The following is a 22,309-nucleotide window of genomic DNA, read 5'->3' as shown; positions in this document are numbered from 1 at the left end:
GGACCGTCCGGTACGGGCGTCAGGCGCCGAGGTGCCGTTCCACGGTCTCCACCTTGGAGGTGAGGCCGTCGGTGACGCCGGGGCGGATGTCGGCCTTGAGGACCAGGGAGACGCGGGGCGCGCGGGCCTCGACGGCGGCGACGGCGCGCTTGACGACGTCCATGACCTCGTCCCACTCGCCCTCGATGGAGGTGAACATGGCGTCGGTGCGGTTCGGCAGCCCGGACTCGCGGACCACGCGGACGGCGTCGGCGACGTACTCCCCGACGTCCTCGCCGACGCCGAGGGGCGTCACGGAAAAGGCGACGATCATGCGTTCACGGTTCCTTCCTGGCGGGCGCGGGCCGCGATGACGGCGTTCTCGGACTCCCGGCGCAGCTTGCGCTCGGCGAAGAAGCCGCCGGTGGGCAGCACCGAGAGGACGAAGTAGAGGGCGGCGGTGCCGAAGCTCCACTTGGTCCGGTTCCAGGCGTCCAGCCAGAAGACCACGTACAGGACGAAGAGCACGCCGTGGACCGCGCCCATCACGGGGACGCCGTTGAAGTCCGTGGTCCGCTTCAGCACCGAGCACAGCAGCAGGACGAGGAAGGACACGGCCTCCGGCGCCGAGACCAGGCGGAGGCGGCGGAGGGCGGATGCGGTCTTGAGGTCCACGGGTCACCTTCGGGGAAACGATTGCTGGGGCGCGGGGTCCGGCCATGGAGAGGCCGGCTCATGATCCGCTTTGTGAACGGAAGCACAAGCGTCCTCCCATTGTGGCAAACCGCGCCCCTAGGGGTGTGCTCAGGGTCGCTCTCCACCCGTGGGCCCTGTTCTCTCCACCCGGCCGGAGGCTACTTTCACGGGGTGGCGATGTTCCGACTGCAGGGAAGCAAGGTCCTCGCCGTCGACGTGACCGGGGACGCCGTGAAGGCGAAGAACGGCTCGATGGTCGCGTACGACGGGCAGATGGCCTTCAAGAAGCTGAGCGGCGGCGGTGAGGGGCTGCGCGGGATGGTGACGCGGCGGCTCACCGGCGAGCAGATGACGGTGATGGAGGTGAGAGGACAGGGGACCTGCTGGTTCGCGGACCGGGCGTCCGAGATCAATCTCGTCGCCCTGCGCGGCGACACGCTGTACGTGGAGTCGAGCAACCTGCTGGCGACCGACGCCGGCCTGCGCACCGGCACCACCTTCACCGGGCTGCGCGGCGCCTCCCAGGGCAACGGACTGTTCACCACGACCGTGGAGGGCACCGGCCAGGCCGCGATCCTGTCCGACGGTCCGGCGGTGGTGCTCCGGGTCAGCCCGCAGTACCCGCTGACCGTCGATCCGGGCGCCTACATCGCGCACCAGGGCAATGTGCGGCAGTCCTTCCAGTCCGGGGTCACCTTCCGCACCCTGATGGGCGAGGGCGGCGGAGAGGCGTTCCAGATCCGCTTCGAGGGCGACGGGCTGGTCTATGTGCAGCCCAGCGAACGGAACACGATCGCGGGGGATCTGTGAGATGAGCTTGCGGGAGATCAACTCCAAGATGGTCGAGGCCCGGGTGGCGCCGGGGCAGCGGCTGTTCAGTCAGCGCGGGGCGATGCTGGCGTACACCGGCGAGGTGTCCTTCACCCCGAACATGCAGAGCGGGCAGGGCGGGGTGATGTCGATGCTCGGGCGCCGGGTCGCCGGGGAGGCGGCTCCGCTGATGACGGTGGAGGGCAGCGGCACGGTGCTGTTCGGACACGGCGGCCATCACGTCCATGTCATCACCCTCGGCGGCGACACCCTGTACGTGGAGGCGGACCGGCTGCTCGCCTTCGAGGGCTCGCTGCGGCAGGGCACGATGTTCCTGGGCTCGCAGGGCGGGGTCATGGGGCTGGTGCGCGGCCAGGCGACCGGGCAGGGCCTGTTCACCACCACCCTCCAGGGCCACGGCGCGGTCGCGGTGATGGCGCACGGCGGGATCTTCGAGCTGCCCATCACCCCGCAGCGCCCGGTCCATGTGGACCCCCAGGCGTACGTCGCCCATCACGGCGAGGTGCGCAACAAGCTGTCCACCGCGCTGGGCTGGCGCGACATGGTGGGGCGCGGCTCCGGCGAGGCGTTCCAGCTGGAGCTGAGCGGGCACGGCACGGTGTACGTCCAGGCGTCGGAGGAGAAGCTGTGAGCGGTTACCCGAGCGGGGGCGGCCCGGTGGTCTTCGACCCGGCGACGCTCCCCGTCGACGACAACGTGAACCCGTACACCTTCTGCGTGGAGCTCAAGGGGAGCCAGTGGTTCCTGCAGAAGGGGAAGATGATCGCCTACTACGGGTCGATCGACTTCAACGGCATCGGGCACGGCCGGCTGGACCGGCTGGTGCGTACTTCCTTCCATTCGCCACTGCACGCGAGCGACTGGGTGGTGGCGGAGGGCTCGGGCAAGATGCTCCTCGCGGACCGGGCCTTCGATGTGAATTCGTACGACCTGGATCAGGGCAACCTGACCGTTCGCGCGGGCAACTTGATCGCTTTTCAGCCAAGCTTGGCACTCAAACAATCGATCGTGCCCGGCTTTCTGACGCTCATCGGAACCGGAAAGTTCGTCGCCGCTTCGAACGGGCCGGTGGTCTTCATGGAGCCGCCGATCCGGGTGGACCCGCAGGCGCTGGTCGGCTGGGCCGACTGCCCCTCCCCCTGCCATCACTACGACCACGCGTATCTCACCGGCGTGATGGGCGGTCTACGTGCGATGACGGGGATCGGCGGGGCCTCCGGGGAGGAGCACCAGTTCGAGTTCACCGGCGCGGGGACGGTGCTGCTCCAGTCCAGTGAGACGCTGATGACGGAACGGCCCACGGGTGCTGTTCCGTCCGAGCCGGGGGTACCCGGAGGGGGCGCAGCGGGGCCGATGGGGCCCGGAACGGAGGCTTCCGGGGTACCGCGCCTTCCCGGACAGCTGGGAGACCTCCAGCGTCGCTTCGGGCTGTGAGCGGTAGTCTGCGGAGTGTGACGTCGAACGCGTGCGCACAGTCACATCACCCAGAGTAGTTCGCCATTCAACTTCTTAGGTAGACTTCATTCATGGAGACCGAGACGGCCACGCACTGGCTGACCGATGCGGAGCAGTGCGCCTGGCGCACCCACCTGGAGGTCAACAGGCTGTTGACGTACCAGCTAGAGAAGGATCTTCAGCCGTTCGGCCTGACGATGAACGACTACGAGATCCTCGTCAATCTGTCCGAGTCGGACGACATGCGGATGCGGATGAGCGACCTGGCGGGCGCGACCATGCAGTCCAAGAGCCGCCTCTCGCATCAGATCACGCGCATGGAGAACGCGGACCTGGTCCGCCGGGAGAACTGCGAGTCGGACCGGCGCGGCCTCTTCGCCGTCCTGACCGAGCACGGGCTGGAGACGATGCGGAAGGTGGCCCCGCACCATGTGGCCTCCGTCCGCCGCCACTTCATCGACCTGCTCTCCCCCGACGCCCTCCAGGACCTCGACAAGTCCCTGAAGCCCATCGCGGAACACCTCAGAGACCAGCGCGGCCGCCCGTAGCCGGGGCCGGCACCACGGTCACGCGCCCCGCCCGCCCTCGCACCGCACCGGTGCCGGGGAGGGCGGGGCGCTCTGCCGTCGGGGCCGGGACAGGCCCCCGGCTCACGCCCGCGCGGGCTCGGTCCGACTCCCGCCCAGCAGGGCCACCCCGGCCGAGGCCAGCGCGGTGGCTCCGGTCAGGGCGAAGCAGAGGGGCAGCGGGAGGTGGCCGAGGAGGGCGCCGGCGGTCAGGCCGCCGGCCGAACTGCCTGCGTTGACGGCCATGTTCACCCAGGCGCCGGCCCGGGTGCGGTCGCTCGCGGGGGCCGACTCGTCCGCCAGGAGGTAGGCCGTGGTGAGCGCCGGGGCGATGAAGGCACCCGCACAGGCCATGGCCACCGCGAGCGTGAGCAGCCCGGGCGCCAGCCCCGCCACGGCGATCGTCAGGCCGAGGGCCACCGCGAAGCCGGCGAGACGGGTCCGGGCGGGGCCGCGCCAGTCGATCGCCCCGTTGGCCAGCCCGCCCAGCGCGCTCCCCACCGACAGGGCGCCCAGCACCCACGGGACGAGGTCGGTGTCCCCGGAGTCCGCGCCGACGTGGGCCAGCACCAGCAGCTCCACCCCGCTGATCGTGAGCCCCGTCCCCGCAGCCACCACGACGGGCGCCGCGAGCCCCCGCACGCCACCCCGGCGCCCACCGCCCTCGGTCCGAGGCCGGGGCCCCGTCATCGCCGGGGAGGTGACGAAGGCGGCGGTCCCCCCGACCAGCAGCAGTGCCCCGAGCAGCAGCCCGGAGGCCTGGACGGTCCAGGCGACGAGGACGCCCACCAGAGCGGGACCGGACACGAAGAGCAGCTCCTCGGCGACCCCGTCGAGGCTGTACGCGCGTCGCAGCAGATCCCGGTCGGTGAGGAGTGCGGACCACACCGCCCGCATGGCCGGCCCCAAAGGCGGCGCACAGGCGCCCGCGAGAACGGCGGCGCCCCCGATCAGCGGCACCGGCGCACCGGGCCGCCAGGTGAGCGCGGCGAGCACGCAGAGCAGTCCTCCGTGGGCGGCGGCCAGCGGCAGCAGGGCACGCCGGGCGCCGTACCGGTCCACCAGCGAGGCGCGCGCCGGGGTCAGGAAGACGACGGCGGCGCCGTACACGGAGAGCACCGCCCCGGAGGCCGCGTACGACCCGGTGGCGCGCTGGGCGGCGAGCAGCAGGGACAGCGGGACGGTGCCGTAGGACAGGCGGCCCACCAGGGCGGTGCCGAAGGTACGGCGGGCGTGCGGGACGCGGAGGACGGCGGCGTAGGACGGCGCGGCGGGGCACGCGGAAGGGGGCGCGGACATGCGCGGGGTTCCTCACGGGAGGCGGGACGAGGGCACGGGTGCGCGCCGCGGGGCTCAGGAGAAGAGCCGCGCTGGCGCGAGGGGTGCCGCTCTATGCCATGAGGAGGAACATGCCGGTCAAGCTAGCAGCAGGCCTCAGCCCTGGGTAAGTCCTTCGACGAGTTCGTCCGCCGCACGGTACGGGTCGAGGTCGCCGGTGACGACGCTGTCGGCGAGGGCGGAGAGGCGGCGGTCGCCGTGGAGGTCGCCGATGCGTTCACGCAGGGTGGTGACCGCGATGGTCTCCACCTCGCGGGCCGCACGGGCCCGGCGGCGTTCGGCGAGGACGGCGTGCTCCTCCATCCAGGCCCGGTGCTTCTCCAGGGCCTCGACCACCTCGTCGATGCCCTCGGCGCGGGCGGCGACCGTCTTGACGATCGGGGGGCGCCAGTCGCCGGGGCCCCGGGCCTCGCCGAGGCCGAGCATGTGGTTCAGCTCGCGGGCGGTGGCGTCGGCGCCGTCGCGGTCGGCCTTGTTGACGACGTAGACGTCACCGATCTCCAGGATTCCGGCCTTCGCCGCCTGGATGCCGTCGCCCATGCCGGGGGCCAGCAGGACCACGGAGGTGTCGGCCTGGGAGGCGATCTCCACCTCGGACTGCCCGACGCCGACGGTCTCGACCAGGATCACGTCGCAGCCGGCCGCGTCCAGCACCCGGATCGCCTGCGGCGCGGCCCAGGCGAGCCCGCCGAGGTGGCCGCGGGTGGCCATGGAGCGGATGTAGACGCCGGGGTCGGAGGCGTGGTCGGACATCCGCACCCGGTCCCCGAGCAGCGCGCCCCCGGAGAACGGCGAGGACGGGTCGACGGCGAGGACGCCGACCCGCTTGCCCTGCTTGCGGTACGCGGTGACCAGCGCGGAGGTGGAGGTGGACTTGCCGACGCCGGGCGAGCCGGTCAGACCGACCACGTACGCGTTGCCGGTGAGCGGGGCGAGGGCCGCCATCACCTCCCTCAGCTGCGGGGACGCCCCCTCGACCAGGGAGATCAGCCGGGCCACGGCCCGGGGCCGGCCTTCCCTGGCCTCTGCCACCAGAGAGGAGACGTCCCGCATCAAACTGCTCCGTTCACTCGCGCACACCGCCGGAAAAAGAGGAACTCAGCCCTTGGGTACCCGCACGATCAGCGCGTCACCCTGGCCGCCGCCACCGCACAGCGCGGCCGCGCCGACCCCGCCGCCCCGGCGCTTCAGCTCCAGCGCCAGGTGCAGCACCAGCCGGGCGCCGGACATGCCGATCGGGTGGCCGAGGGCGATGGCGCCGCCGTTGACGTTCACCTTTTCCGTGGACACCCCGAGGTCGTCCATTGACTGCACGGCGACCGCCGCGAACGCCTCGTTGATCTCGATGAGGTCCAGGTCGGCGACCGTCAGCCCCTCCTTGCCCAGCGCGTGCTGGATCGCGTTGGACGGCTGCGACTGGAGGGAGTTGTCGGGACCGGCGACATTGCCGTGCGCGCCGATCTCCGCGAGCCACTCAAGGCCCAGCTCCTCCGCCTTCGCCTTGCTCATCACGACCACCGCGGCGGCGCCGTCGGAGATCTGCGAGGCGGACCCGGCGGTGATGGTGCCGTCCTTGGTGAAGGCGGGCCGGAGCCGGCCGAGCGACTCGGCGGTGGTGTCCCCGCGGATGCCCTCGTCCTTGCTGAACAGCACCGGGTCGCCCTTGCGCTGCGGGATCTCCACCGGGGTGATCTCGGCCTCGAACAGGCCGTTCTTCTGCGCGGCGGCGGCCCGCTGGTGGGACAGCGCGGCGATCTCGTCCTGCGCGGCCCGGCCGATGCCGAGGCGGGTGTTGTGCTTCTCCGTGGACTCGCCCATGGCGATGTTCTCGAAGGAGTCGGTCAGCCCGTCGTGGGCCATCGAGTCCAGCATCTCGATCGCGCCGTACTTGAAGCCCTCGCGGGACTTCGGCAGCAGATGCGGGGCGTTGGTCATCGACTCCTGGCCGCCCGCGACCACGATGTCGAACTCACCCGCGCGGATGAGCTGGTCGGCCAGCGCGATCGCGTCGAGGCCGGAGAGGCAGACCTTGTTGACGGTGAGCGCCGGGACGTTCATCGGGATGCCGGCCTTGACCGCCGCCTGGCGGGCCGGGATCTGGCCGGCACCCGCCTGGAGCACCTGCCCCATGATCACGTACTGGACCTGGTCGCCGCTGATCCCGGCGCGGTCGAGGGCCGCCTTGATGGCGAAGCCGCCCAGGTCGGCACCCGAGAAGGACTTCAGCGAACCGAGCAACCGTCCCATGGGCGTCCGCGCGCCCGCGACGATCACAGAGGTGGTCTTTCCAGAAGACATGAGCTGCGATCCCCTTACCGGCCTGCACAGCCGAGGAGTGAACGAGGGTTTACTTCGAATGTACTGACCGGTACCGGAGCCCGTCATCGCCATTGCGGTGTGATCGCGCGCACGTTGCGTAACCACCGCCTGAGCGCTGCACTGAAACCATGCTGACGCGAATCGACCACATCGGGATCGCCTGCCACGACCTCGACACCACCGTCGAGTTCTACCGGACGACCTACGGCTTCGAGGTGTTCCACACCGAGGTGAACGAGGAGCAGGGCGTCCGGGAGGCCATGCTCAAGATCAACGAGACCTCGGACGGCGGCGCCTCCTACCTCCAGCTGCTGGAGCCGACGCGGGAGGACTCCGCGGTCGGCAAGTGGCTGGCCAAGAACGGAGAGGGCGTCCATCACATCGCCTTCGGCACCGCGGACGTGGACGCGGACGCCGCCGGCATCCGCGACAAGGGCGTACGCGTCCTGTACGAGGAGCCCCGCATCGGTTCCATGGGGTCCCGGATCACCTTCCTGCACCCCAAGGATTGCCACGGAGTCCTGACAGAACTGGTCACTTCGGCGGCAGTTGAGTCACCTGAGCACTGACTCTCGTACATAAGGGCCGGTAGGGTTGGGGGCGGTCGTCCCCGAACACGGGGGACGACCGATGCCGGGGTCCGGGTTTCGGGGGACGAGCGTCGGGGCAGCAGCCCGTGCTCCGCCGTTGATCTGACACCATTCCCCGGAGGGCCCCGTCCGGCGGATGGACGGTGCTCGTCGGAGAAATTCACCAGGGGACGGATGGGACCGCGCAGTGCGGGGCTACGAGAGCCAGGAGCGAGAGCCGGCGGCTGACGTCGACCACCTCTCTCGGTTCGAGGCCGAGATGAAGCGGCTGAAGACCGAGCGGGAAAAGGCGATCCAGCACGCCGAGGATCTCGGCTACCAGGTCGAGGTGCTGCGCGCCAAGCTGCACGAGGCGCGCCGCACCCTGATGACCCGTCCCGCCTACGACGGCGGTGACATCGGCTACCAGGCCGAGCAGTTGCTCCGCAACGCCCAGGTGCAGGCCGACCAGTTGCGGCAGGACGCCGAACGCGAGCTGAGCCAGGCCCGCGCGCAGACCCAGCGCATCCTCCAGGAGCACGCCGAGCACTCCGCCCGGCTCCAGGCGGAGCTGCACCAGGAGGCGGTCACCCGCCGCCAGCAGCTGGACCAGGAGCTGGCCGAGCGCCGCCAGACCGTCGAGTCCCACGTCAACGAGAACGTGTCCTGGGCCGAGCAGCTGCGCGCCCGTACCGAGCAGCAGGCCCGCCGGCTGCTGGACGAGTCGCGCGCCGAGGCCGAGCAGGCCATCGCCGCCGCCCGCGCCGAGGCCGAGCGGCTGACCCACGAGGCCCGTGAGCGGCTGCGCACCGACGCCGAGGCTGCCCGCAGCGAGGCCGAGCAGATCCTGCGCCGGGCCCGCACCGACGCCGAGCGGCTGCTGAACGCCGCCTCCTCGCAGGCGCAGGAGGCCACCGACCACGCCGAGCAGCTCCGTACCTCCACCGCCAGCGAGTCGGACGCCGCGCGCCGGCAGGCCGCCGAGCTGAGCCGGGACGCCGAGGAGCGGATGGCGGAGGCCGAGCGGGCGCTGCGCAGCGCCCGCTCCGAGGCGGAGAAGCTGGTCACCGAGGCGAAGGAGGCCGCCGCCAAGGCGCTCTCCGGCGCCGAGGCCGCCAACGAGACCCGGACGCGCACCGCCAAGGAGCAGGTCGCCCGGCTGGTCAGCGAGGCCACCAAGGAGGCCGAGTCCACCAAGGCGGACGCCGAGCAGATCGTCGCCGACGCCCGTGCCGAGGCGGAGAAGATCCTCGCCGAGGCCGGGGAGAACGCCCGCAGCGCCACCGCCGAGGAGACCGCGAGCCAGCTCTCCAAGGCCGCCCGGACGGCCGAGGAGGTCCTGAACAAGGCGTCCGAGGACGCCCGCAGGACCACCAAGGCCGCCACCGAGGAGGCCGAGCGCATCCGCTCGGAGGCCGAGGCGGAGGCGGACCGGCTGCGCGCCGAGGCGCACGACATCGCCGAGGAGCTCAAGGGCACGGCGAAGGACGACACCAAGGAGTACCGGGCCAAGACGGTCGAGCTGCAGGAGGAGGCCCGGCGCCTGCGCGGCGAGGCCGAGCAGCTGCGCGCCGACGCGGTCACCGAGGGCGACTCGATCCGCGCCGAGGCCCGCCGGGAGGCGGTCACCCAGATCGAGGAGGCGGCCAAGTCCGCCGAGGAACTCCTCGCCAAGGCCAAGGCCGACGCGGACGAGCTGCGCAAGACCGCCACCACCGACAGCGAGAAGGTCCGCACCGAGGCCATCGAGCGGGCGACCAGCCTGCGCCGGCAGGCCGAGGAGACGCTGGAGCGCACCCGCAAGGAGGCCGAGCGGCTCAAGGCCGAGGCCGAGGAGCGGGCCGAGACGGTCGGCGCGGACGCCGAGAAGGCCGCCCGCGAGCTGCGCGAGGAGGCCGAGAAGGCCGCCGAGGCGCGCCGCGAGGAGGCCGCCGGTGAACTGACCCGGCTGCAGACCGAGGCGCAGGAGCGCCGGGAGTCGGCCGAGCAGGCGCTGGCCGAGGCCCGCGAGGAGGCGTCCCGCATCCGGCGCGAGGCCGGCGAGGAGGCCGAGCGGCTGCGTTCGGAGGCCGCCGAGCGCATCCGTACGCTCCAGGAGCAGGCCGCGGCCGAGGCCGAGCGGCTGCGCGACGAGGCCGCGGCGGACGCGTCCGCCTCGCGTGCCGAGGGCGAGTCGGTGGCCGTACGGCTGCGGTCGGAGGCCGCGGCCGAGGCCGAGCGGCTCAAGACCGAGGCGCAGGAGAGCGCCGACCGGGTCCGCGCGGAGGCGCAGGCCGCGGCCGAGCGGCTGGGCACGGAGGCGTCCGAGACGCTGGCCGCCGCCCAGGAGGAGGCCACCCGGCGCCGCCGCGAGGCGGAGGAGCTGCTCGGCGCCGCCCGCGAGGAGGCGGACCAGGAGCGCGAGCGGGCCCGCGAGCAGAGCGAGGAGCTGCTGGCCTCGGCGCGCACCCGCGTGGAGGAGGCACAGGCCGAGGCGACCCGGCTGGTGGAGGAGGCGGACCGCCGGGCCACCGAGATGGTGTCCGCCGCCGAGACCCACGCGGCGCAGGTACGGGACTCCGTCAGCGGGCTGCACGAGCAGGCGCAGGAGGAGATCGCCGGGCTGCGTTCGGCCGCCGAGCACGCGGCGGACCGTACCCGGCGCGAGGCCGAGGAGGAGGCGGAGCGGCTCCGCACCGACGCCTACGCCGAGCGGGAGCGGGCCGGCGAGGACGCGACACGGCTGCGCCGGGAGGCGAGCGAGGAGTCGGAGGCGGCCAAGGCACTCGCCGAGCACACGGTCGCCGAGGCGGCCGAGGAGTCGGAGCGGCTGCGCTCGGAGGCCGCCGAGTACGCGCAGCGGGTGCGTACCGAGGCGTCGGACAAGCTGGCGGAGGCCGACCAGGCCGCGTCCCGGACCCGGGCGGACGCCCGGGAGGACGCCAACCGCATCCGGTCGGACGCGGCGACGCAGGCCGACACCCTCATCACCGAGGCGAGTTCCGAGGCGGAGCGGCTCCAGCACGAGACGGCGGCGGAGGCGGAGCGGGTCCGTGCCGAAGCGGTCGCGAACGCCGAGCAGTTGATCGCGGACGCGACCGACGACGCCGAGCGGCTGCGCGCCGAGGCGGCGGAGACGGTCGGTACGGCGCAGCGGCACTCCGAGCGGATGCGCGCCGACGCCGAGCGGGTCAGGTCGGAGGCGGAGACGGAGGCCGAGCGGCTGGTCAACTCCGCGCGCGAGGAGGCCGACCGGACGCTGGACGAGGCGCGCGGCGAGGCCAACAAGCGGCGTTCGGAGGCGGCCGAGCAGGTCGACACCCTGATCTCGGAGACGGCGGCCGAGGCGGACAAGCTGCTCGCTGAGGCGCGGCAGCAGGCGCAGCAGGCCACCGCGGACGCGGAGGGCCAGGCCGACTCGATGGTGGGCGCGGCCCGCACCGAGGCCGACCGGATCGTGTCCGAGGCGACGGTGGAGGGCAACTCCCGTGTGGAGAAGGCCCGTACGGACGCCGACGAGCTGCTGGTCGGCGCCCGCCGGGACGCGACCGCGATCCGGGAGCGGGCCGAGGAGCTGCGCGAGCGGGTCACCACGGAGATCGAGGAGCTGCACGAGCGCGCCCGCCGGGAGGCGGCCGAGACGATGAAGTCGACGGGCGACCGCTGCGACGCGCTGATCAAGGCGGCCGAGGAGCAGCTGTCCAAGGCGCAGGCGAAGGCCAAGGAGCTGGTGTCGGAGGCCAACTCCGAGGCGGGCAAGGTGCGCATCGCCGCCGTGAAGAAGGCGGAGGGTCTGCTCAAGGAGGCCGAGCAGAAGAAGACCAGGCTGGTCAAGGAGGCCGAGGACCTGAAGGCCGAGGCGATCCGCGAGGCGCGGCGCACGGTCGAGGAGGGCAAGCGCGAGCTGGAGATCCTGGTGCGCCGCCGCGAGGACATCAACACCGAGATCTCGCGGGTGCAGGACGTACTGGAGGCGCTGGAGTCGTTCGAGGGCCCGGCGGGCAAGGACAGCGGGGTCAAGGCGGGAGCGACGGTGGGTCCGCCCCGGTCGGGTGGCAAGAACTCCGACGGCTAGGACGGGGATCGGGACGGGGGATGGCAAGTTTTCGGGGGGTCAGCCACCCGAAAGAGGTGTCATTCTCCAGACCAAACACGTATCCGCTCGATGACACACCGCTTCGGCGCCTAGGATTCCCTCTATCACCTCACCGGTCTCATTCGACAGGAACCCCATGAGCGACACTTCCCCCTACGGCTTCGAGCTAGTGCGGCGTGGATACGACCGCGCTCAGGTGGACGAACGCATCTCCAAGCTCGTCTCCGACCGTGACAGCGCGCTCTCCCGGATCACCGCACTGGAGAAGCGCATCGAGGAGCTCCACCTCGAAACGCAGAACGCCCAGGCCCAGATCACCGACGCGGAACCGTCGTACGCGGGTCTGGGCGCGCGGGTCGAGAAGATCCTGCGCCTCGCCGAGGAGGAGGCGAAGGACCTGCGCGAGGAGGCCCGGCGCGCCTCCGAACAGCACCGTGAGCTGGCCGAGTCGGCCGCCCAGCAGGTGCGCAACGACGCGGAGTCCTTCGCCGCCGAGCGCAAGGCGAAGTCCGAGGACGAGGGCGTCCGGATCGTCGAGAAGGCCAAGGGCGAGGCGGCCCAGCTCCGCTCCGACGCGCAGAAGGACGCGCAGTCCAAGCGCGAGGAGGCCGACGCTCTCTTCGAGGAGACCCGCGCCAAGGCCGCGCAGGCCGCCGCCGACTTCGAGACGAATCTCGCCAAGCGCCGCGAGCAGTCCGAGCGGGACCTGGCGTCGCGTCAGCAGAAGGCGGAGAAGCGCCTCGCGGAGATCGAGCACCGTGCCGAGCAGCTCCGCCTGGAGGCGGAGAAGCTGCGCACCGACGCCGACCGCCGTGCGCGCCAGACGGTGGAGACGGCGCAGCGTCAGGCCGAGGACATCGTGGCGGACGCCAACGCCAAGGCGGACCGCATCCGTTCGGAGTCCGAGCGGGAGCTGGCGGCGCTGACCAACCGCCGCGACAGCATCAACGCCCAGCTCACCAACGTGCGCGAGATGCTCGCCACGCTGACGGGTGCCGCCGTCGCCGCCGCCGGTTCGCCGGTGGAGGACGAGTCGGCCACCCGCGGGGTGCCGGCCCAGCAGACCCGGTAAGGACCGGGCGCGTTCCCGCTGAGCGCGGGCGAAGCCCTCTGCCGCCGGCGCGGCAGGGGGCTTCGGCCGCTCTCGGCGGTGTTCAGCCACGCGCTGTGAGCCTTTGGCTTTACTTTCTCTTGGGCGGAACCGCTCCGGCCCGGTTATCCTCCTAACCCTTACGGGGGCACGCGCCCCGCTGTCCTGAACCTTCCGATGGGTGCGGAGCATGATCGAGGCTGTTGGCCTGACCAAGCGGTACGGCGACAAGACCGCCGTGCACGACCTCTCCTTCCAGGTACGTCCCGGCGCGGTGACCGGTTTCCTCGGGCCCAACGGCTCCGGCAAGTCGACGACCATGCGGATGATCCTCGGGCTGGACAACCCCACCGCCGGCTCGGTGACCATCGGCGGCTTCCCGTACCGCAAGCTGCCCAACGCGCCCCGTCAGGTCGGCGCGCTGCTCGACGCCAAGGCGGTGCACGGCGGCCGCAGCGCCCGTGCCCATCTGCTGAGCCTCGCCCAGCTCTCCGGCATCCCGGCCCGCCGGGTGGACGAGGTGCTCGGCGTCGTCGGGCTCCAGGAAGTGGCCCGCAAGCGCTCCAAGGGCTTCTCGCTCGGTATGGGCCAGCGCCTCGGCATCGCGGCCGCCCTGCTGGGCGACCCGCAGGTGCTGCTGTTCGACGAGCCGGTCAACGGTCTCGACCCCGAGGGCATCCTCTGGGTCCGCAACCTGATGAAGGCGCTCGCCGCGGAGGGCCGTACGGTCTTCGTCTCCTCGCATCTGATGAGCGAGATGGCGCTGACCGCCGACCAGCTGATCGTGATCGGGCGGGGTCAGCTGCTCGCCGACATGAGCGTGACCGACTTCATCTCGGCCAACTCCGCCGACTTCGCGCGGGTGCGCACCCCGGACAGCGAGCCGCAGCAGCGGGAGAAGCTGACCTCGGCGCTGACCGAGGCGGGCGGCCATGTGCTGCCCGAGCTGGACGGCGCGCTCCGGGTGACCGGGCTGGCGCTCCCCCGCATCAGCGACCTGGCGCACGAGGCGGACGTACGGCTGTGGGAGCTGTCGCCGCACCAGGCGTCGCTGGAGGAGGCGTACATGCGGATGACGCAGAGCGCCGTCGACTACCGCTCCACGGTGGACCAGCGTTCCGGGCTCCAGCAGCCGCTGCCGCCCGGTGTGCAGCCCCCGATGCCGGTGCCGGGCCAGGGCCAGCCGGGCTGGTACGCCCCGCCGCCGCCCCAGCCGGGCGTCCCGTACGCCCCGCCGGCGCCGGCCGCTCCCGGCCCCGAGACGCCGAACCCGTACGCCGCGCCCGCCGAACCGACGAAGCCCGAGGACCCCCGATGAGCACCCAGCAGCCCCCGATGCCCGAGGCGCCGCACACGTCCGGCGGTCTCCAGTCCGGCTACAGCTCACCGATCCCGGTCACGCCCACGCACCTCGGGCACGCGCTGGCCTCGGAGTGGACGAAGATGAAGTCGGTGCGCTCCACGGTGTGGACGCTCGGCGTGTTCGTGGCCCTGGTCGTCGGCATCGGCCTGCTGGCCGCGGTCGCGGTCCGGGGCGCCGGTGAGCTGGACGGCCAGAACCCGCTGACGCTGGGCTTCTTCGGGCTGCTGCTCGGCATGATGTGCGTGATGACGCTGGGCGTGCTGACCACGGCGTCCGAGTACGGCACGGGCATGATCCGTACGACGATGACCGCGTGCCCGAGCCGGGGCCGGGTGCTGGCGGCCAAGTCGATCGTGTTCTTCGTGGTCGCCTTCGTGGTGACGCTGGCGACGGTGTCCCTGGTGGCGCTGATCCAGACCTCGATGCTGGAGGGCAACGGCACCCGGACCCCGTCGGGCTCGGAATGGCTGAAGGCCACGCTCGGCATCAGCCTGTACATCGCGCTGCTCGGTCTGCTGTCGCTGCTGGTCGGCTCGATGATCCGGCACTCCGCCGGGGCCATCACCATCATGATCGGCGCCGTGCTGGCCCCGCTGGTGATCGCGCTGTTCATGAACGCCGGCTCGCTGGAGAAGGTGCAGCAGGCGCTGCTGGAGTACTCGATCCCGAGCCAGATGGGCGTGTTCTACGACAACACCCTCAGCCACACCGGGCCCACCGGCTGGGAGCCGCTGTGGATCATGCTGGGCGTGACGGCGGCGGCCTTCGCCGGGGCGTACGCGCTGCTGGAGAGCCGGGACGTGTAGCCCCGAGCCCCCTCAGAACCTGGGCGAGTTTCCGGACCGCCGTACCCGTGTGGTGCGGCGGTCCCGTGCGTTCCAGCACGCCTTGTGCCAGTGCCGCCGGTCGTCGACGCCCGCGTGCTCGGGCCAGGCCACCACGTGCGGGACACCGGAGGGGATCAGCTGGTCGCAGCCGGGGCAGCGGTAGGTCTTGCCGTCGGCGCTCGCCCCGGCGACATGGCGGACGCTCCACTCCTCGCCCTGCCAGGACTCGGTGGACTGCCAGCCGCCGTACCGGCCCGACCGGTCGTCCTCGGCGCCTCGGCCGGACGAGTCTGCCGCCTTGGGTCGGTTGCGACGCGGGGACACGGGACACCTCTTGGGGCTATACAGGGAGCACGGGCCGCGTCCAGCCTACGCGGCGGCCGCCGGGGGTTCGCGTAGGGCGCCAACCCGTACAAGTCCCCCTCCGGGCCGATCCATTCCAGCAGAGAAGCGACCATTCTGCAGACAATCCGCAAATCCCTCCACGAAGCCGTGTCCTGGGCACGTGTCATGTGGTTATGCCGGTCGGGGGAGCTCCCGGTCGGAGCCAAGGAAGCGGGAAATGCGATGCGCGTTGGAAGTTTTGTGCTGGCGGCCCAGTATCCGGGCCAGGGCGCCGGAGAGGCCCTGCACCGGGCGGTGCGCTCCGCCGAGGTGGCCGACGAGGCCGGGCTGGACACGGTGTGGCTGGCCGAGCACCACTTCGTGCCGTACGGCACCTGCCCGTCGGCCGTCACGCTGGCCGCCCTGCTGCTGGGCCGCACCCGCCGTATCCGGGTCGGCACCGCGGTCAGCGTGCTGCCCACCGTCCACCCGGTGGCCCTCGGCGAGCAGGCCGCGCTGCTGCACGTCACCAGCGGCGGCCGGTTCGTCCTGGGCGTCGGCCGGGGCGGGCCCTGGGTCGACCTGGAGGTGTTCGGCGCCGGGCTCGCGGCGTACGAGCGGGGCTTCCCGGAGTCGCTGGACCTGCTGCTGCGCTGGCTGCGCGAACCGTCGGCCGGCGCCTCGGGCGAGCGGTACGCGTTCCGCGAGGTGCCGGTGGTGCCGCGCCCGGCGGACGCACTGGCCGAGACCCCGGGGCCGGAGGTGGTGGTGGCGTGCACCTCGCCGAAGAGCGTGCGGCTGGCGGCGGAGCGGGGTCTGGCGATGCTGCTGGGGATGCACGTCGGGGACGAGGAGAAGGCCGAGATGGTCGCCCTCTGGCGGCGCCACGCCCGCGACGCGGGCCGCTCCCCCGAGGAGATCGCGGCCGCCGGCCATGTCTCGGCCGGGGTCTGCCAGCTCGCGGACAGCCGCTCCGACGCGGTGGAGACGCTGCTGAAGGCGATGCCGGGCTGGCTGAAACAGGGCCTGGAGGCCCATGTGACGGTGGACGGCCGGGCGCGCGCGATGCGCGACCCGTACGCCTACACCGAACTGCTCTGCGGGCTGCACCCGGTGGGTACGCCCCGGCTCGCCGCGGACCGCCTCGCGGCCACCGCGGAGCGCACCGGGATCTCCCGCTTCGCCCTGCTCGTCGAGGGCTCCGGCGATCTGGACGCGACCGAGGAGAACCTGCGGCGCCTGGGCGCCGAGGTGCTGCCCCGCCTGCGCTGACCGCCGGAGCCGGTGTCGCACGTGTGCGTCAGCAGTCGCGCAGCTCCGCGGACTGGTTGAGGAGCTGGGCGCGCACCGAGGTGAAGCGGGCCAGCCTCTCGTCCACCGAGGAGTCCAGTGGGAACACCGCCACCCGGTGACAGTTCTGGAAGGCCAGGCGTACGCCGAAGTGGCGCTGGAGAGCGCCGCGTATGGCGTCACTGGCGAGCGCGCGCAGCAGCTGGCCGCGCGCCTGCTCGTCCGGCGGGGGCGTCTGGTTGTCGGCGAAGGGTCCGCCGTCCACCTTCAGCTGGGCCACCAGGGAGCTGATCATCTCCCACGCAAAGGGCAGGGAGGTCCGGACGCAGTCGACGAATTCTGCTTCGTCGACCTCGCCTCGCTCGGCCTGTTCCAGTAGGGCCGGTGAGACGTCGAGCGACATGGGTTCTCCTCTCGCACCCCCGATGGACAGGGGTTGCCGGACAGAAAAGGGAGGGCGCGAAACCGGAGACGCTCCGTACCCCCACGCGGCCTCCCTGCTCCTACGGTAGGCAACCGTCGGTGACGACACCAGCAGAATGCGTATATGGAACGGTCGTCCTGCGGTCACAATCGGCCAGGGATGAACAAGAGTTATCAGGGACAATTGGGGTGGCCCGTCGGACGGGCGGGACGCCGGGCCGCTGGTGGGGAGCGGGCGAATCGCGTGCACGGGTGCGCGTCGAGTAGCGTTGCCGACCATGCGTCTCGTCATTGCCCGGTGCTCGGTCGACTACGCCGGCCGGCTCACCGCCCACCTGCCCTCGGCCCCCCGCCTGATCCTGGTCAAGGCGGACGGCAGCGTCTCCATCCACGCGGACGACCGGGCCTACAAGCCCCTCAACTGGATGTCGCCGCCCTGCACCCTGAAGGAGGGCACGGGCGACGAGGCGGGCGTGTGGACCGTCATCAACAAAGCGGGCGAGAAACTGATCATCACGATGGAGGAAGTCCTCCACGACTCGTCCCACGAGCTGGGCGTGGACCCCGGTCTGATCAAGGACGGCGTGGAAGCGCACCTCCAGGAGCTGCTCGCCGACCGCATCGAGACCCTCGGCGAGGGCTACACCCTGATCCGCCGCGAGTACATGACGGCGATCGGCCCGGTCGACATCCTGTGCCGGGACGCCAACGGCGGCACGGTCGCCGTCGAGATCAAGCGGCGCGGCGAGATCGACGGCGTGGAGCAGCTCACCCGTTATCTGGAGCTGCTCAACCGCGATCCCCATCTCGCCCCGGTGCGCGGGGTGTTCGCGGCCCAGGAGATCAAGCCGCAGGCCCGCGTGCTGGCCACGGACCGGGGCATCGGCTGCCAGGTCCTCGACTACAACGCCATGCGCGGCATCGAGGACGACAAGCTCCGCCTGTTCTGAGCCGCCCCGGCCCTTGAGGCCCTCAGATCACCGGCGGCTCGGTGCTCGCGGTCACCGGGGTCCCGGTGGCATCCGTGGCGTCCGTCGCCGCTGTGGAGGCGGGTGCGGACGCGGTGGCGCTGTCGGCCGGGCGGCTGGCCGAGGTCGAGGTGGTCGGGGGCGTGGTGGGGTCGTCGGGCGTGCTGGGGCCGCCGGGGTCGGTCGGCTCCTCCGTGGTCGGCTCGTCGGTGGGCCCGGTCGGGGAGGTCGACGGCTTGCCGGTCTTGGTCGGCTTGCCCGTGGGCCCGCTGGAGCCGCCGCCGTGCGTCGGCTCGGGGCTCGTCCCGCCGGCGCTCTGCGTTCCCGTGGGATCGGCCGTGGGGCTGCCCGTGGTGGCGGACGGCGAGGGGTCGTCCGAGGTGCCGGGGGTGCCGTCCGGGCCGGGGCCGGCCGGGCGGGTGGTGACGGCGCCGGCGGGCGTGGGTTCGTCCCGCTTGGGGACCGCGCCCAGCGTGCCGTCGTCCAGGTCCTGGGTCGCGGTCGGGTTGCCGCCCACGGTGCTCGCCGGGTCGCCTCCGGCGCCCTCGCCGGAGGTCATGCCGAGGGTGACGACGGTGCCGAGCACGGCGACCAGCAGCGCGCCGGACCCGGCGGCCACCAGATTCCGCCGGGCGATGGCCCGTACCCCGCCGCGCTCCTTCGCCGCGCCGGGCTGCCGGGCGACGACGGTCTCCTGCCCGTAGCCGTACGACGGGGTGAACGCGGCCGGCGCCGGGGTGAGCGGCGCGGTGCGGGCGGGGGCGGGCTCCTCGGCGGCCATCAGGGCGGCCAGGCCCGGCAGATCGCCGCTGCGGTCCGCGACCAGGGCGAGCGCGCGGCGGCCCGCGACGGTGCCCCGCATGTCGGAGAGCGCCGTGCGCATCCCGTGCGAGACCTCCAACTCCGAGCGCGCGCGGTCCAGTTGGCCGTCGACCAGGGCGAGGATGCCCAGCTCGTGGTGGAAGTAGGCGCGCTCCGGGACGTCCTGGGCGAGGCGGGCGGCCTCGGACCCGGCGTGCAGGGCCTGTTCCCACGCGGTCCAGTGCAGTCCGGCGGCGAAGGCGGCGGCGGCCGCGTGGGCGAGCCGGACGGCGGTCGCCTGCTCGTCCTCGCCCTCGTCGGCCGGCTCGGTGCCGGGCAGGACGGTCTCCAGCGCGGTCAGCACGGCCGCCGCCTCCGCGCACACCCGCTCCGGGGTGACCGAGGGGTGGGCGGCCCACCAGGCGTAGTGCCGGGCCGCGGTACGGGCCTCGGCGGGGGCGTCCTCGTCGTATCCGGCGGCCTCCAGCTGCGCGCGCACCCCGGCCGCGAGGCGGTAGCGGGGGCCGGCCGGGGAGACCAGGCCGCAGCCGAGGAGTTCGCCGAGCGCGGCGTCGGCGTGGGTGTCGCCGACCAGGGCCGGCAGATGCGCCGGGTGCGGCAGCTCGCCGTCCAGGGCGACCGCGAAGCGCAGGGCGGCGCGGGCGGAGGTGCTGAGCCGGGAGGCGAGCAGCGGGGCGGGCGCGGCGGCCTCCGCGAGCGAGGGCAGCGGCACCTCCTCGGCCTCCTCGTCCTCCAGCGGCAGGTCGAGCACGGCGTCGGCGGGGCCGCGTACGTCCTCGAAGACGCCGTACTCGTCCACCACGCCTCCGCTGGCGCGCAGTTGCTCGCGCTGGCGGAGCAGGGCGCCGGCCTGGACGAAGCGCAGCGGCAGCCCCTCGGACTCGAACCAGAGGTCGCCGGCCCAGACGGCCTCCTCCTCGGTGAGGTCCCGGCCCACCGACCGCTGGAGGATCTCCACCCCGGCGGCGCGGTCGAGGCCGGGCAGGTCCACCTCCTCGACGTCACCGGTGGCCGCGGGGGTGTCCGGGGTGGCGGCGAGGAGGAAGGCGCACTCGGGGGCGGCGTCCAGCAGCTCGGTGAGGGCGGTGCCGCCGAACTCCAGGTCGTCGATGAGGACGACGGCGCCGACCTCCTTGACGGTCTCGCGCAGTTCGTCCGGCTCCAGGCGGTGCCGGGGGGCGTCGTAGACGGTGTGGAAGAGGTCGCGCAGCAGGTCGTCGGGGGTGCGGTGGAGGCCGTCGAGCCGGACCACGCCGTCGGGGGCGAGGTCGGCGCAGTCCTCGGCGACGAGGTCGAGCAGGGCGGTGCGGCCGGAGCCGCCGGGGCCGGTGAGGCGGACGGTACGGCCACGGGTGAGCAGCCGGACCAGCCGCTCGCGTATCTCCTGACGCTCCAGCAACTCAGGGGTGGCGAGCCGGTGTCCGGGCGGGGCGGGCGGCAGGGCGGCCCGTTCGTACTCGGCGCGGGCGGCCGGGGTGCGCTTGGCGGGGGCTTCCGGGCGCTCGTGCGGCGGGCAGGGTTCTATCTCGCTGCCGTCGACCGGGTTGACGGTGAGCAGGAAGTCGCCGCAGACCAGCCGGGTGGTGCGGGCGGGTACGGGGCCGCTCGGGGCGAAGTCGGCGGTGAGGGGGTCCCGGGGCGGACGGCGGCTCGGTGCCTGACCGTGGTCCTCGGTTCCCGGAAAGTTCGGGTCCATGGGTTCAAAGCCCCCAAAAAGCGTCGTGTGCCGATCTCGGCCCCTCCCGGCCTGCCGCACATCGCGCTGTCGCTTCTGGTCCGGGCCCGCTCGCGGATTACACGAGGCGGCGGGCGACCGAACCCTAAACCGTCGACCGGGGTCCCCGACAGGGCGGGGTGCCGGACGGCCCGAGAGATCCGGGAGATCACCTTCCGGTGAGGAATGCGCGCGACGCGCCGTTCGGGACGACTTGGAACCTGCCCCGCTCACGACACCTCACACGCGGGGCAGCGACTCCACGCCGACTCCGCCCTCGATGGCCAGAATGCGGTGCAGCCGGGTGGCCACGAGCAGCCGCTGCATCTGCGGCGGCACCCGGCGCAGCACCAGACGCCGGCCGCAGCGGCCCGCGCGCCGGTGTGCGCCCATGATGACGCCGAGTCCGGTGGCGTCCCAGGAGTCCAGCTCGGACAGGTCAAGCACCAGATCGCCGATCCCGTCGTCCAACGCCGCGTGGAGGGCCGTACGGGCGTCCGCCGCGCTGCGGACGTCGAGGCGCCCCCCGACGACCAGCTCGGCGTGGTCGCCCCTGATGTACATATGCGCTCCCCGTTGAGTGCGAGTGGCGTTCTCCGTGACGGTGCTGTGCAACGTCTGACTGTGTGGGTGTCGATGCGGTTGCTGGTTGTAAGCGAACCGATACCGAATTCACCCGCTGGGGTGATCCCCCTGAGCGGTTGTACGGACGCGCACGGGATCGGCTGGTGATCCGGACGCGGTCAGTACGTGTAGAAGCCCTGCCCGCTCTTGCGGCCGATGTCACCGGCGTCCACCATCCGGCGCATCAGCTCCGGCGGGGCGAACTTCTCGTCCTGGCTCTCGATGTAGATGTTGCCGGTGGCGTGCAGCAGGATGTCGACCCCGGTGAGGTCGGCGGTGGCCAGCGGGCCCATGGCGTGCCCGAAGCCCAGCTTGCAGGCGAGGTCGATGTCCTCGGCGGTGGCCACGCCCGACTCGTAGAGCTTGGTGGCCTCGACCACGAGGGCCGAGATGAGGCGGGTGGTGACGAACCCGGCGACATCGCGGTTGACGACGATGCAGGTCTTGCCGACCGACTCGGCGAACTCCCGCGCGGTGGCGAGGGTTTCGTCGCTGGTCTTGTAACCCCGGACCAGCTCGACGAGCCGCATCATCGGCACCGGCGAGAAGAAGTGGACGCCGACCACGCGCTCGGGGTGCTCGGTGGCGGCCGCGATCTTGGTGATCGGGATGGCGGAGGTGTTGGAGGCCAGCACGGCGTCCGGGCGCACGATCTTGTCGAGCGCGCGGAAGATCTCGTGCTTGACCTCCAGCTTCTCGAAGACCGCCTCGATCACGATGTCGGCGTCCGCGACGTCGTCCAGGTCGGTGGTCGGGGTGATCCGGGCGAGGGCCGCCTCGGCGTCCGCCGCGTCCAGCTTGCCCTTGGCCACGAACTTCTCGTAGGAGGCCCGGATACCGTCGGTGCCGCGCTTCAGCGCCTCGTCGGTGACGTCGCGCAGAACCACGTCCCAGCCGGCCTGTGCGGCGACCTGGGCGATACCGGACCCCATGAGACCGGCCCCGATGACGGCGAGCTTCCCTGCCACTCCGACTCCCCTTACGCGCTGTTTATGGTTCCTCTCGGCGGACATTAGCGTTCGGGCGACGCCTTGAG

21 protein-coding genes are annotated in these 22,309 nt (G+C 72.4%); 11 read left to right on the top strand and 10 right to left on the bottom strand.

Annotated elements, in window-relative coordinates:
• Nucleotides 1–19: 19 nt before the first annotated feature.
• Both D0Z67_RS20160 and D0Z67_RS20155 read right to left on the bottom strand, forming a co-directional pair.
• On the bottom strand, nt 20–313 hold the full coding sequence (locus D0Z67_RS20160) for an MTH1187 family thiamine-binding protein (RefSeq protein WP_031181251.1): 294 nt from the start codon (nt 311–313) through the stop codon (nt 20–22).
• The gene (locus tag D0Z67_RS20155; RefSeq protein ID WP_031181250.1) at nt 310–654 is read right to left on the bottom strand and encodes a DUF3817 domain-containing protein; all 345 of its coding nucleotides are present in this window, start codon (nt 652–654) and stop codon (nt 310–312) included. Before D0Z67_RS20155 ends, D0Z67_RS20160 begins: the two co-directional genes overlap by 4 nt.
• 198 nt (nt 655–852) lie before the next feature.
• Here D0Z67_RS20155 and D0Z67_RS20150 point away from each other — a divergent pair, with 198 nt between their 5' ends.
• The 4 genes from D0Z67_RS20150 (at nt 853) to D0Z67_RS20135 (ending at nt 3,509) form a co-directional block, all read left to right on the top strand.
• The gene (locus tag D0Z67_RS20150) at nt 853–1,485 is read left to right on the top strand and encodes an AIM24 family protein (protein ID WP_031181249.1); all 633 of its coding nucleotides are present in this window, start codon (nt 853–855) and stop codon (nt 1,483–1,485) included.
• A 1-nt stretch (nt 1,486) separates the two neighbouring features.
• The gene (locus D0Z67_RS20145) at nt 1,487–2,137 is read left to right on the top strand and encodes an AIM24 family protein (protein ID WP_031181248.1); all 651 of its coding nucleotides are present in this window, start codon (nt 1,487–1,489) and stop codon (nt 2,135–2,137) included.
• The gene (locus D0Z67_RS20140) at nt 2,134–2,940 is read left to right on the top strand and encodes an AIM24 family protein (RefSeq protein ID WP_031181247.1); all 807 of its coding nucleotides are present in this window, start codon (nt 2,134–2,136) and stop codon (nt 2,938–2,940) included. The genes D0Z67_RS20145 and D0Z67_RS20140 overlap by 4 nt, the downstream gene beginning before the upstream one ends.
• Before the next feature lie 92 nt (nt 2,941–3,032).
• Nucleotides 3,033–3,509: a MarR family winged helix-turn-helix transcriptional regulator gene (locus D0Z67_RS20135; protein ID WP_031181246.1), complete on the top strand. Its 477-nt coding sequence runs from the start codon at nt 3,033–3,035 to the stop codon at nt 3,507–3,509.
• 102 nt (nt 3,510–3,611) lie between these two features.
• On the opposite strand, the gene D0Z67_RS20130 is transcribed toward D0Z67_RS20135, so the two are convergent.
• The 3 genes from D0Z67_RS20130 to D0Z67_RS20120 all read right to left on the bottom strand — a co-directional run bounded on the left by D0Z67_RS20130 (nt 3,612) and on the right by D0Z67_RS20120 (nt 7,163).
• Nucleotides 3,612–4,826 carry an MFS transporter gene (locus tag D0Z67_RS20130; protein WP_031181245.1) on the bottom strand — a complete coding sequence of 405 codons (1,215 nt, stop codon included), beginning with the start codon at nt 4,824–4,826 and terminating at the stop codon, nt 3,612–3,614.
• A 135-nt stretch (nt 4,827–4,961) separates the two neighbouring features.
• The gene (gene meaB / locus D0Z67_RS20125; protein ID WP_031181244.1) at nt 4,962–5,918 is read right to left on the bottom strand and encodes a methylmalonyl Co-A mutase-associated GTPase MeaB; all 957 of its coding nucleotides are present in this window, start codon (nt 5,916–5,918) and stop codon (nt 4,962–4,964) included.
• A 45-nt stretch (nt 5,919–5,963) separates the two neighbouring features.
• Nucleotides 5,964–7,163, bottom strand: a complete 1,200-nt coding sequence (locus D0Z67_RS20120; RefSeq protein WP_031181243.1) for an acetyl-CoA C-acetyltransferase — start codon at nt 7,161–7,163, stop codon at nt 5,964–5,966.
• A gap of 149 nt (nt 7,164–7,312) precedes the next feature.
• Here D0Z67_RS20120 and mce point away from each other — a divergent pair, with 149 nt between their 5' ends.
• From mce to D0Z67_RS20095, 5 genes are all read left to right on the top strand, one after another.
• Complete coding sequence (gene mce, locus D0Z67_RS20115; protein WP_031181242.1) at nt 7,313–7,753, top strand: methylmalonyl-CoA epimerase; 441 nt, start codon at nt 7,313–7,315, stop codon at nt 7,751–7,753.
• Nucleotides 7,754–7,961: 208 nt separating this feature from the next.
• Nucleotides 7,962–11,807 carry a polarized growth protein Scy gene (gene scy / locus D0Z67_RS20110; protein ID WP_031181241.1) on the top strand — a complete coding sequence of 1,282 codons (3,846 nt, stop codon included), beginning with the start codon at nt 7,962–7,964 and terminating at the stop codon, nt 11,805–11,807.
• A 157-nt stretch (nt 11,808–11,964) separates the two neighbouring features.
• Nucleotides 11,965–12,900 (top strand): coiled-coil domain-containing protein, encoded by a 936-nt coding sequence (locus D0Z67_RS20105; RefSeq protein WP_031181240.1) that lies wholly within the window; start codon nt 11,965–11,967, stop codon nt 12,898–12,900.
• A gap of 208 nt (nt 12,901–13,108) precedes the next feature.
• A complete protein-coding gene (locus D0Z67_RS20100; RefSeq protein WP_031181239.1) occupies nt 13,109–14,236 on the top strand; it encodes an ABC transporter ATP-binding protein in 1,128 nt (375 codons plus the stop codon).
• Nucleotides 14,233–15,087, top strand: coding sequence for an ABC transporter permease (locus tag D0Z67_RS20095; protein WP_031181238.1), 855 nt, complete (start codon nt 14,233–14,235; stop codon nt 15,085–15,087). Before D0Z67_RS20100 ends, D0Z67_RS20095 begins: the two co-directional genes overlap by 4 nt.
• Before the next feature lie 12 nt (nt 15,088–15,099).
• Here the strand turns inward: D0Z67_RS20095 and D0Z67_RS20090 are convergent, their stop codons facing one another.
• The gene (locus D0Z67_RS20090) at nt 15,100–15,432 is read right to left on the bottom strand and encodes a hypothetical protein (protein ID WP_031181237.1); all 333 of its coding nucleotides are present in this window, start codon (nt 15,430–15,432) and stop codon (nt 15,100–15,102) included.
• A 243-nt stretch (nt 15,433–15,675) separates the two neighbouring features.
• Between D0Z67_RS20090 and D0Z67_RS20085 the strand changes: the two genes are divergently transcribed.
• Nucleotides 15,676–16,704: an LLM class flavin-dependent oxidoreductase gene (locus tag D0Z67_RS20085; protein WP_031181236.1), complete on the top strand. Its 1,029-nt coding sequence runs from the start codon at nt 15,676–15,678 to the stop codon at nt 16,702–16,704.
• Nucleotides 16,705–16,732: 28 nt separating this feature from the next.
• On the opposite strand, the gene D0Z67_RS20080 is transcribed toward D0Z67_RS20085, so the two are convergent.
• Entirely contained in the window at nt 16,733–17,125 is a 393-nt protein-coding gene (locus tag D0Z67_RS20080; protein WP_031181235.1) for an SCO5389 family protein, read from the bottom strand.
• Between the two features lie 298 nt (nt 17,126–17,423).
• Here D0Z67_RS20080 and nucS point away from each other — a divergent pair, with 298 nt between their 5' ends.
• A complete protein-coding gene (gene nucS / locus D0Z67_RS20075) occupies nt 17,424–18,095 on the top strand; it encodes an endonuclease NucS (protein WP_031181234.1) in 672 nt (223 codons plus the stop codon).
• 22 nt (nt 18,096–18,117) lie between these two features.
• Here the strand turns inward: nucS and D0Z67_RS20070 are convergent, their stop codons facing one another.
• From D0Z67_RS20070 to D0Z67_RS20060, 3 genes are all read right to left on the bottom strand, one after another.
• The gene (locus tag D0Z67_RS20070; RefSeq protein ID WP_037774955.1) at nt 18,118–20,631 is read right to left on the bottom strand and encodes an ATP-binding protein; all 2,514 of its coding nucleotides are present in this window, start codon (nt 20,629–20,631) and stop codon (nt 18,118–18,120) included.
• A 258-nt stretch (nt 20,632–20,889) separates the two neighbouring features.
• Complete coding sequence (locus D0Z67_RS20065) at nt 20,890–21,213, bottom strand: STAS domain-containing protein (protein ID WP_031181232.1); 324 nt, start codon at nt 21,211–21,213, stop codon at nt 20,890–20,892.
• Nucleotides 21,214–21,392: 179 nt separating this feature from the next.
• Nucleotides 21,393–22,241, bottom strand: coding sequence for a 3-hydroxyacyl-CoA dehydrogenase family protein (locus tag D0Z67_RS20060; protein ID WP_031181231.1), 849 nt, complete (start codon nt 22,239–22,241; stop codon nt 21,393–21,395).
• Nucleotides 22,242–22,309: the final 68 nt, after the last annotated feature.

Source organism: Streptomyces seoulensis (assembly GCF_004328625.1).
Classification (GTDB): domain Bacteria; phylum Actinomycetota; class Actinomycetes; order Streptomycetales; family Streptomycetaceae; genus Streptomyces; species Streptomyces seoulensis.
The sequence above is the reverse complement of the archived record's forward strand: the minus strand, read 5'-3'. Positions and strand labels throughout refer to the sequence as shown.

Bases quoted from the DNA above. Each gene is read 5' to 3' on its own strand.
- D0Z67_RS20085 (WP_031181236.1), top strand. From the start codon at position 15,676: ATGCGCGTTGGAAGTTTTGTGCTGGCGGCCCAGTATCCGGGCCAGGGC.
- nucS (WP_031181234.1), top strand. From the start codon at position 17,424: ATGCGTCTCGTCATTGCCCGGTGCTCGGTCGACTACGCCGGCCGGCTC.
- meaB (WP_031181244.1), bottom strand. From the start codon at position 5,918: ATGCGGGACGTCTCCTCTCTGGTGGCAGAGGCCAGGGAAGGCCGGCCC.
- D0Z67_RS20120 (WP_031181243.1), bottom strand. From the start codon at position 7,163: ATGTCTTCTGGAAAGACCACCTCTGTGATCGTCGCGGGCGCGCGGACG.
- D0Z67_RS20160 (WP_031181251.1), bottom strand. From the start codon at position 313: ATGATCGTCGCCTTTTCCGTGACGCCCCTCGGCGTCGGCGAGGACGTC.
- D0Z67_RS20150 (WP_031181249.1), top strand. From the start codon at position 853: ATGTTCCGACTGCAGGGAAGCAAGGTCCTCGCCGTCGACGTGACCGGG.
- D0Z67_RS20080 (WP_031181235.1), bottom strand. From the start codon at position 17,125: ATGTCGCTCGACGTCTCACCGGCCCTACTGGAACAGGCCGAGCGAGGC.
- D0Z67_RS20100 (WP_031181239.1), top strand. From the start codon at position 13,109: ATGATCGAGGCTGTTGGCCTGACCAAGCGGTACGGCGACAAGACCGCC.
- D0Z67_RS20065 (WP_031181232.1), bottom strand. From the start codon at position 21,213: ATGTACATCAGGGGCGACCACGCCGAGCTGGTCGTCGGGGGGCGCCTC.
- D0Z67_RS20105 (WP_031181240.1), top strand. From the start codon at position 11,965: ATGAGCGACACTTCCCCCTACGGCTTCGAGCTAGTGCGGCGTGGATAC.
- D0Z67_RS20070 (WP_037774955.1), bottom strand. From the start codon at position 20,631: ATGGACCCGAACTTTCCGGGAACCGAGGACCACGGTCAGGCACCGAGC.
- D0Z67_RS20130 (WP_031181245.1), bottom strand. From the start codon at position 4,826: ATGTCCGCGCCCCCTTCCGCGTGCCCCGCCGCGCCGTCCTACGCCGCC.
- D0Z67_RS20095 (WP_031181238.1), top strand. From the start codon at position 14,233: ATGAGCACCCAGCAGCCCCCGATGCCCGAGGCGCCGCACACGTCCGGC.
- mce (WP_031181242.1), top strand. From the start codon at position 7,313: ATGCTGACGCGAATCGACCACATCGGGATCGCCTGCCACGACCTCGAC.
- D0Z67_RS20145 (WP_031181248.1), top strand. From the start codon at position 1,487: ATGAGCTTGCGGGAGATCAACTCCAAGATGGTCGAGGCCCGGGTGGCG.
- D0Z67_RS20135 (WP_031181246.1), top strand. From the start codon at position 3,033: ATGGAGACCGAGACGGCCACGCACTGGCTGACCGATGCGGAGCAGTGC.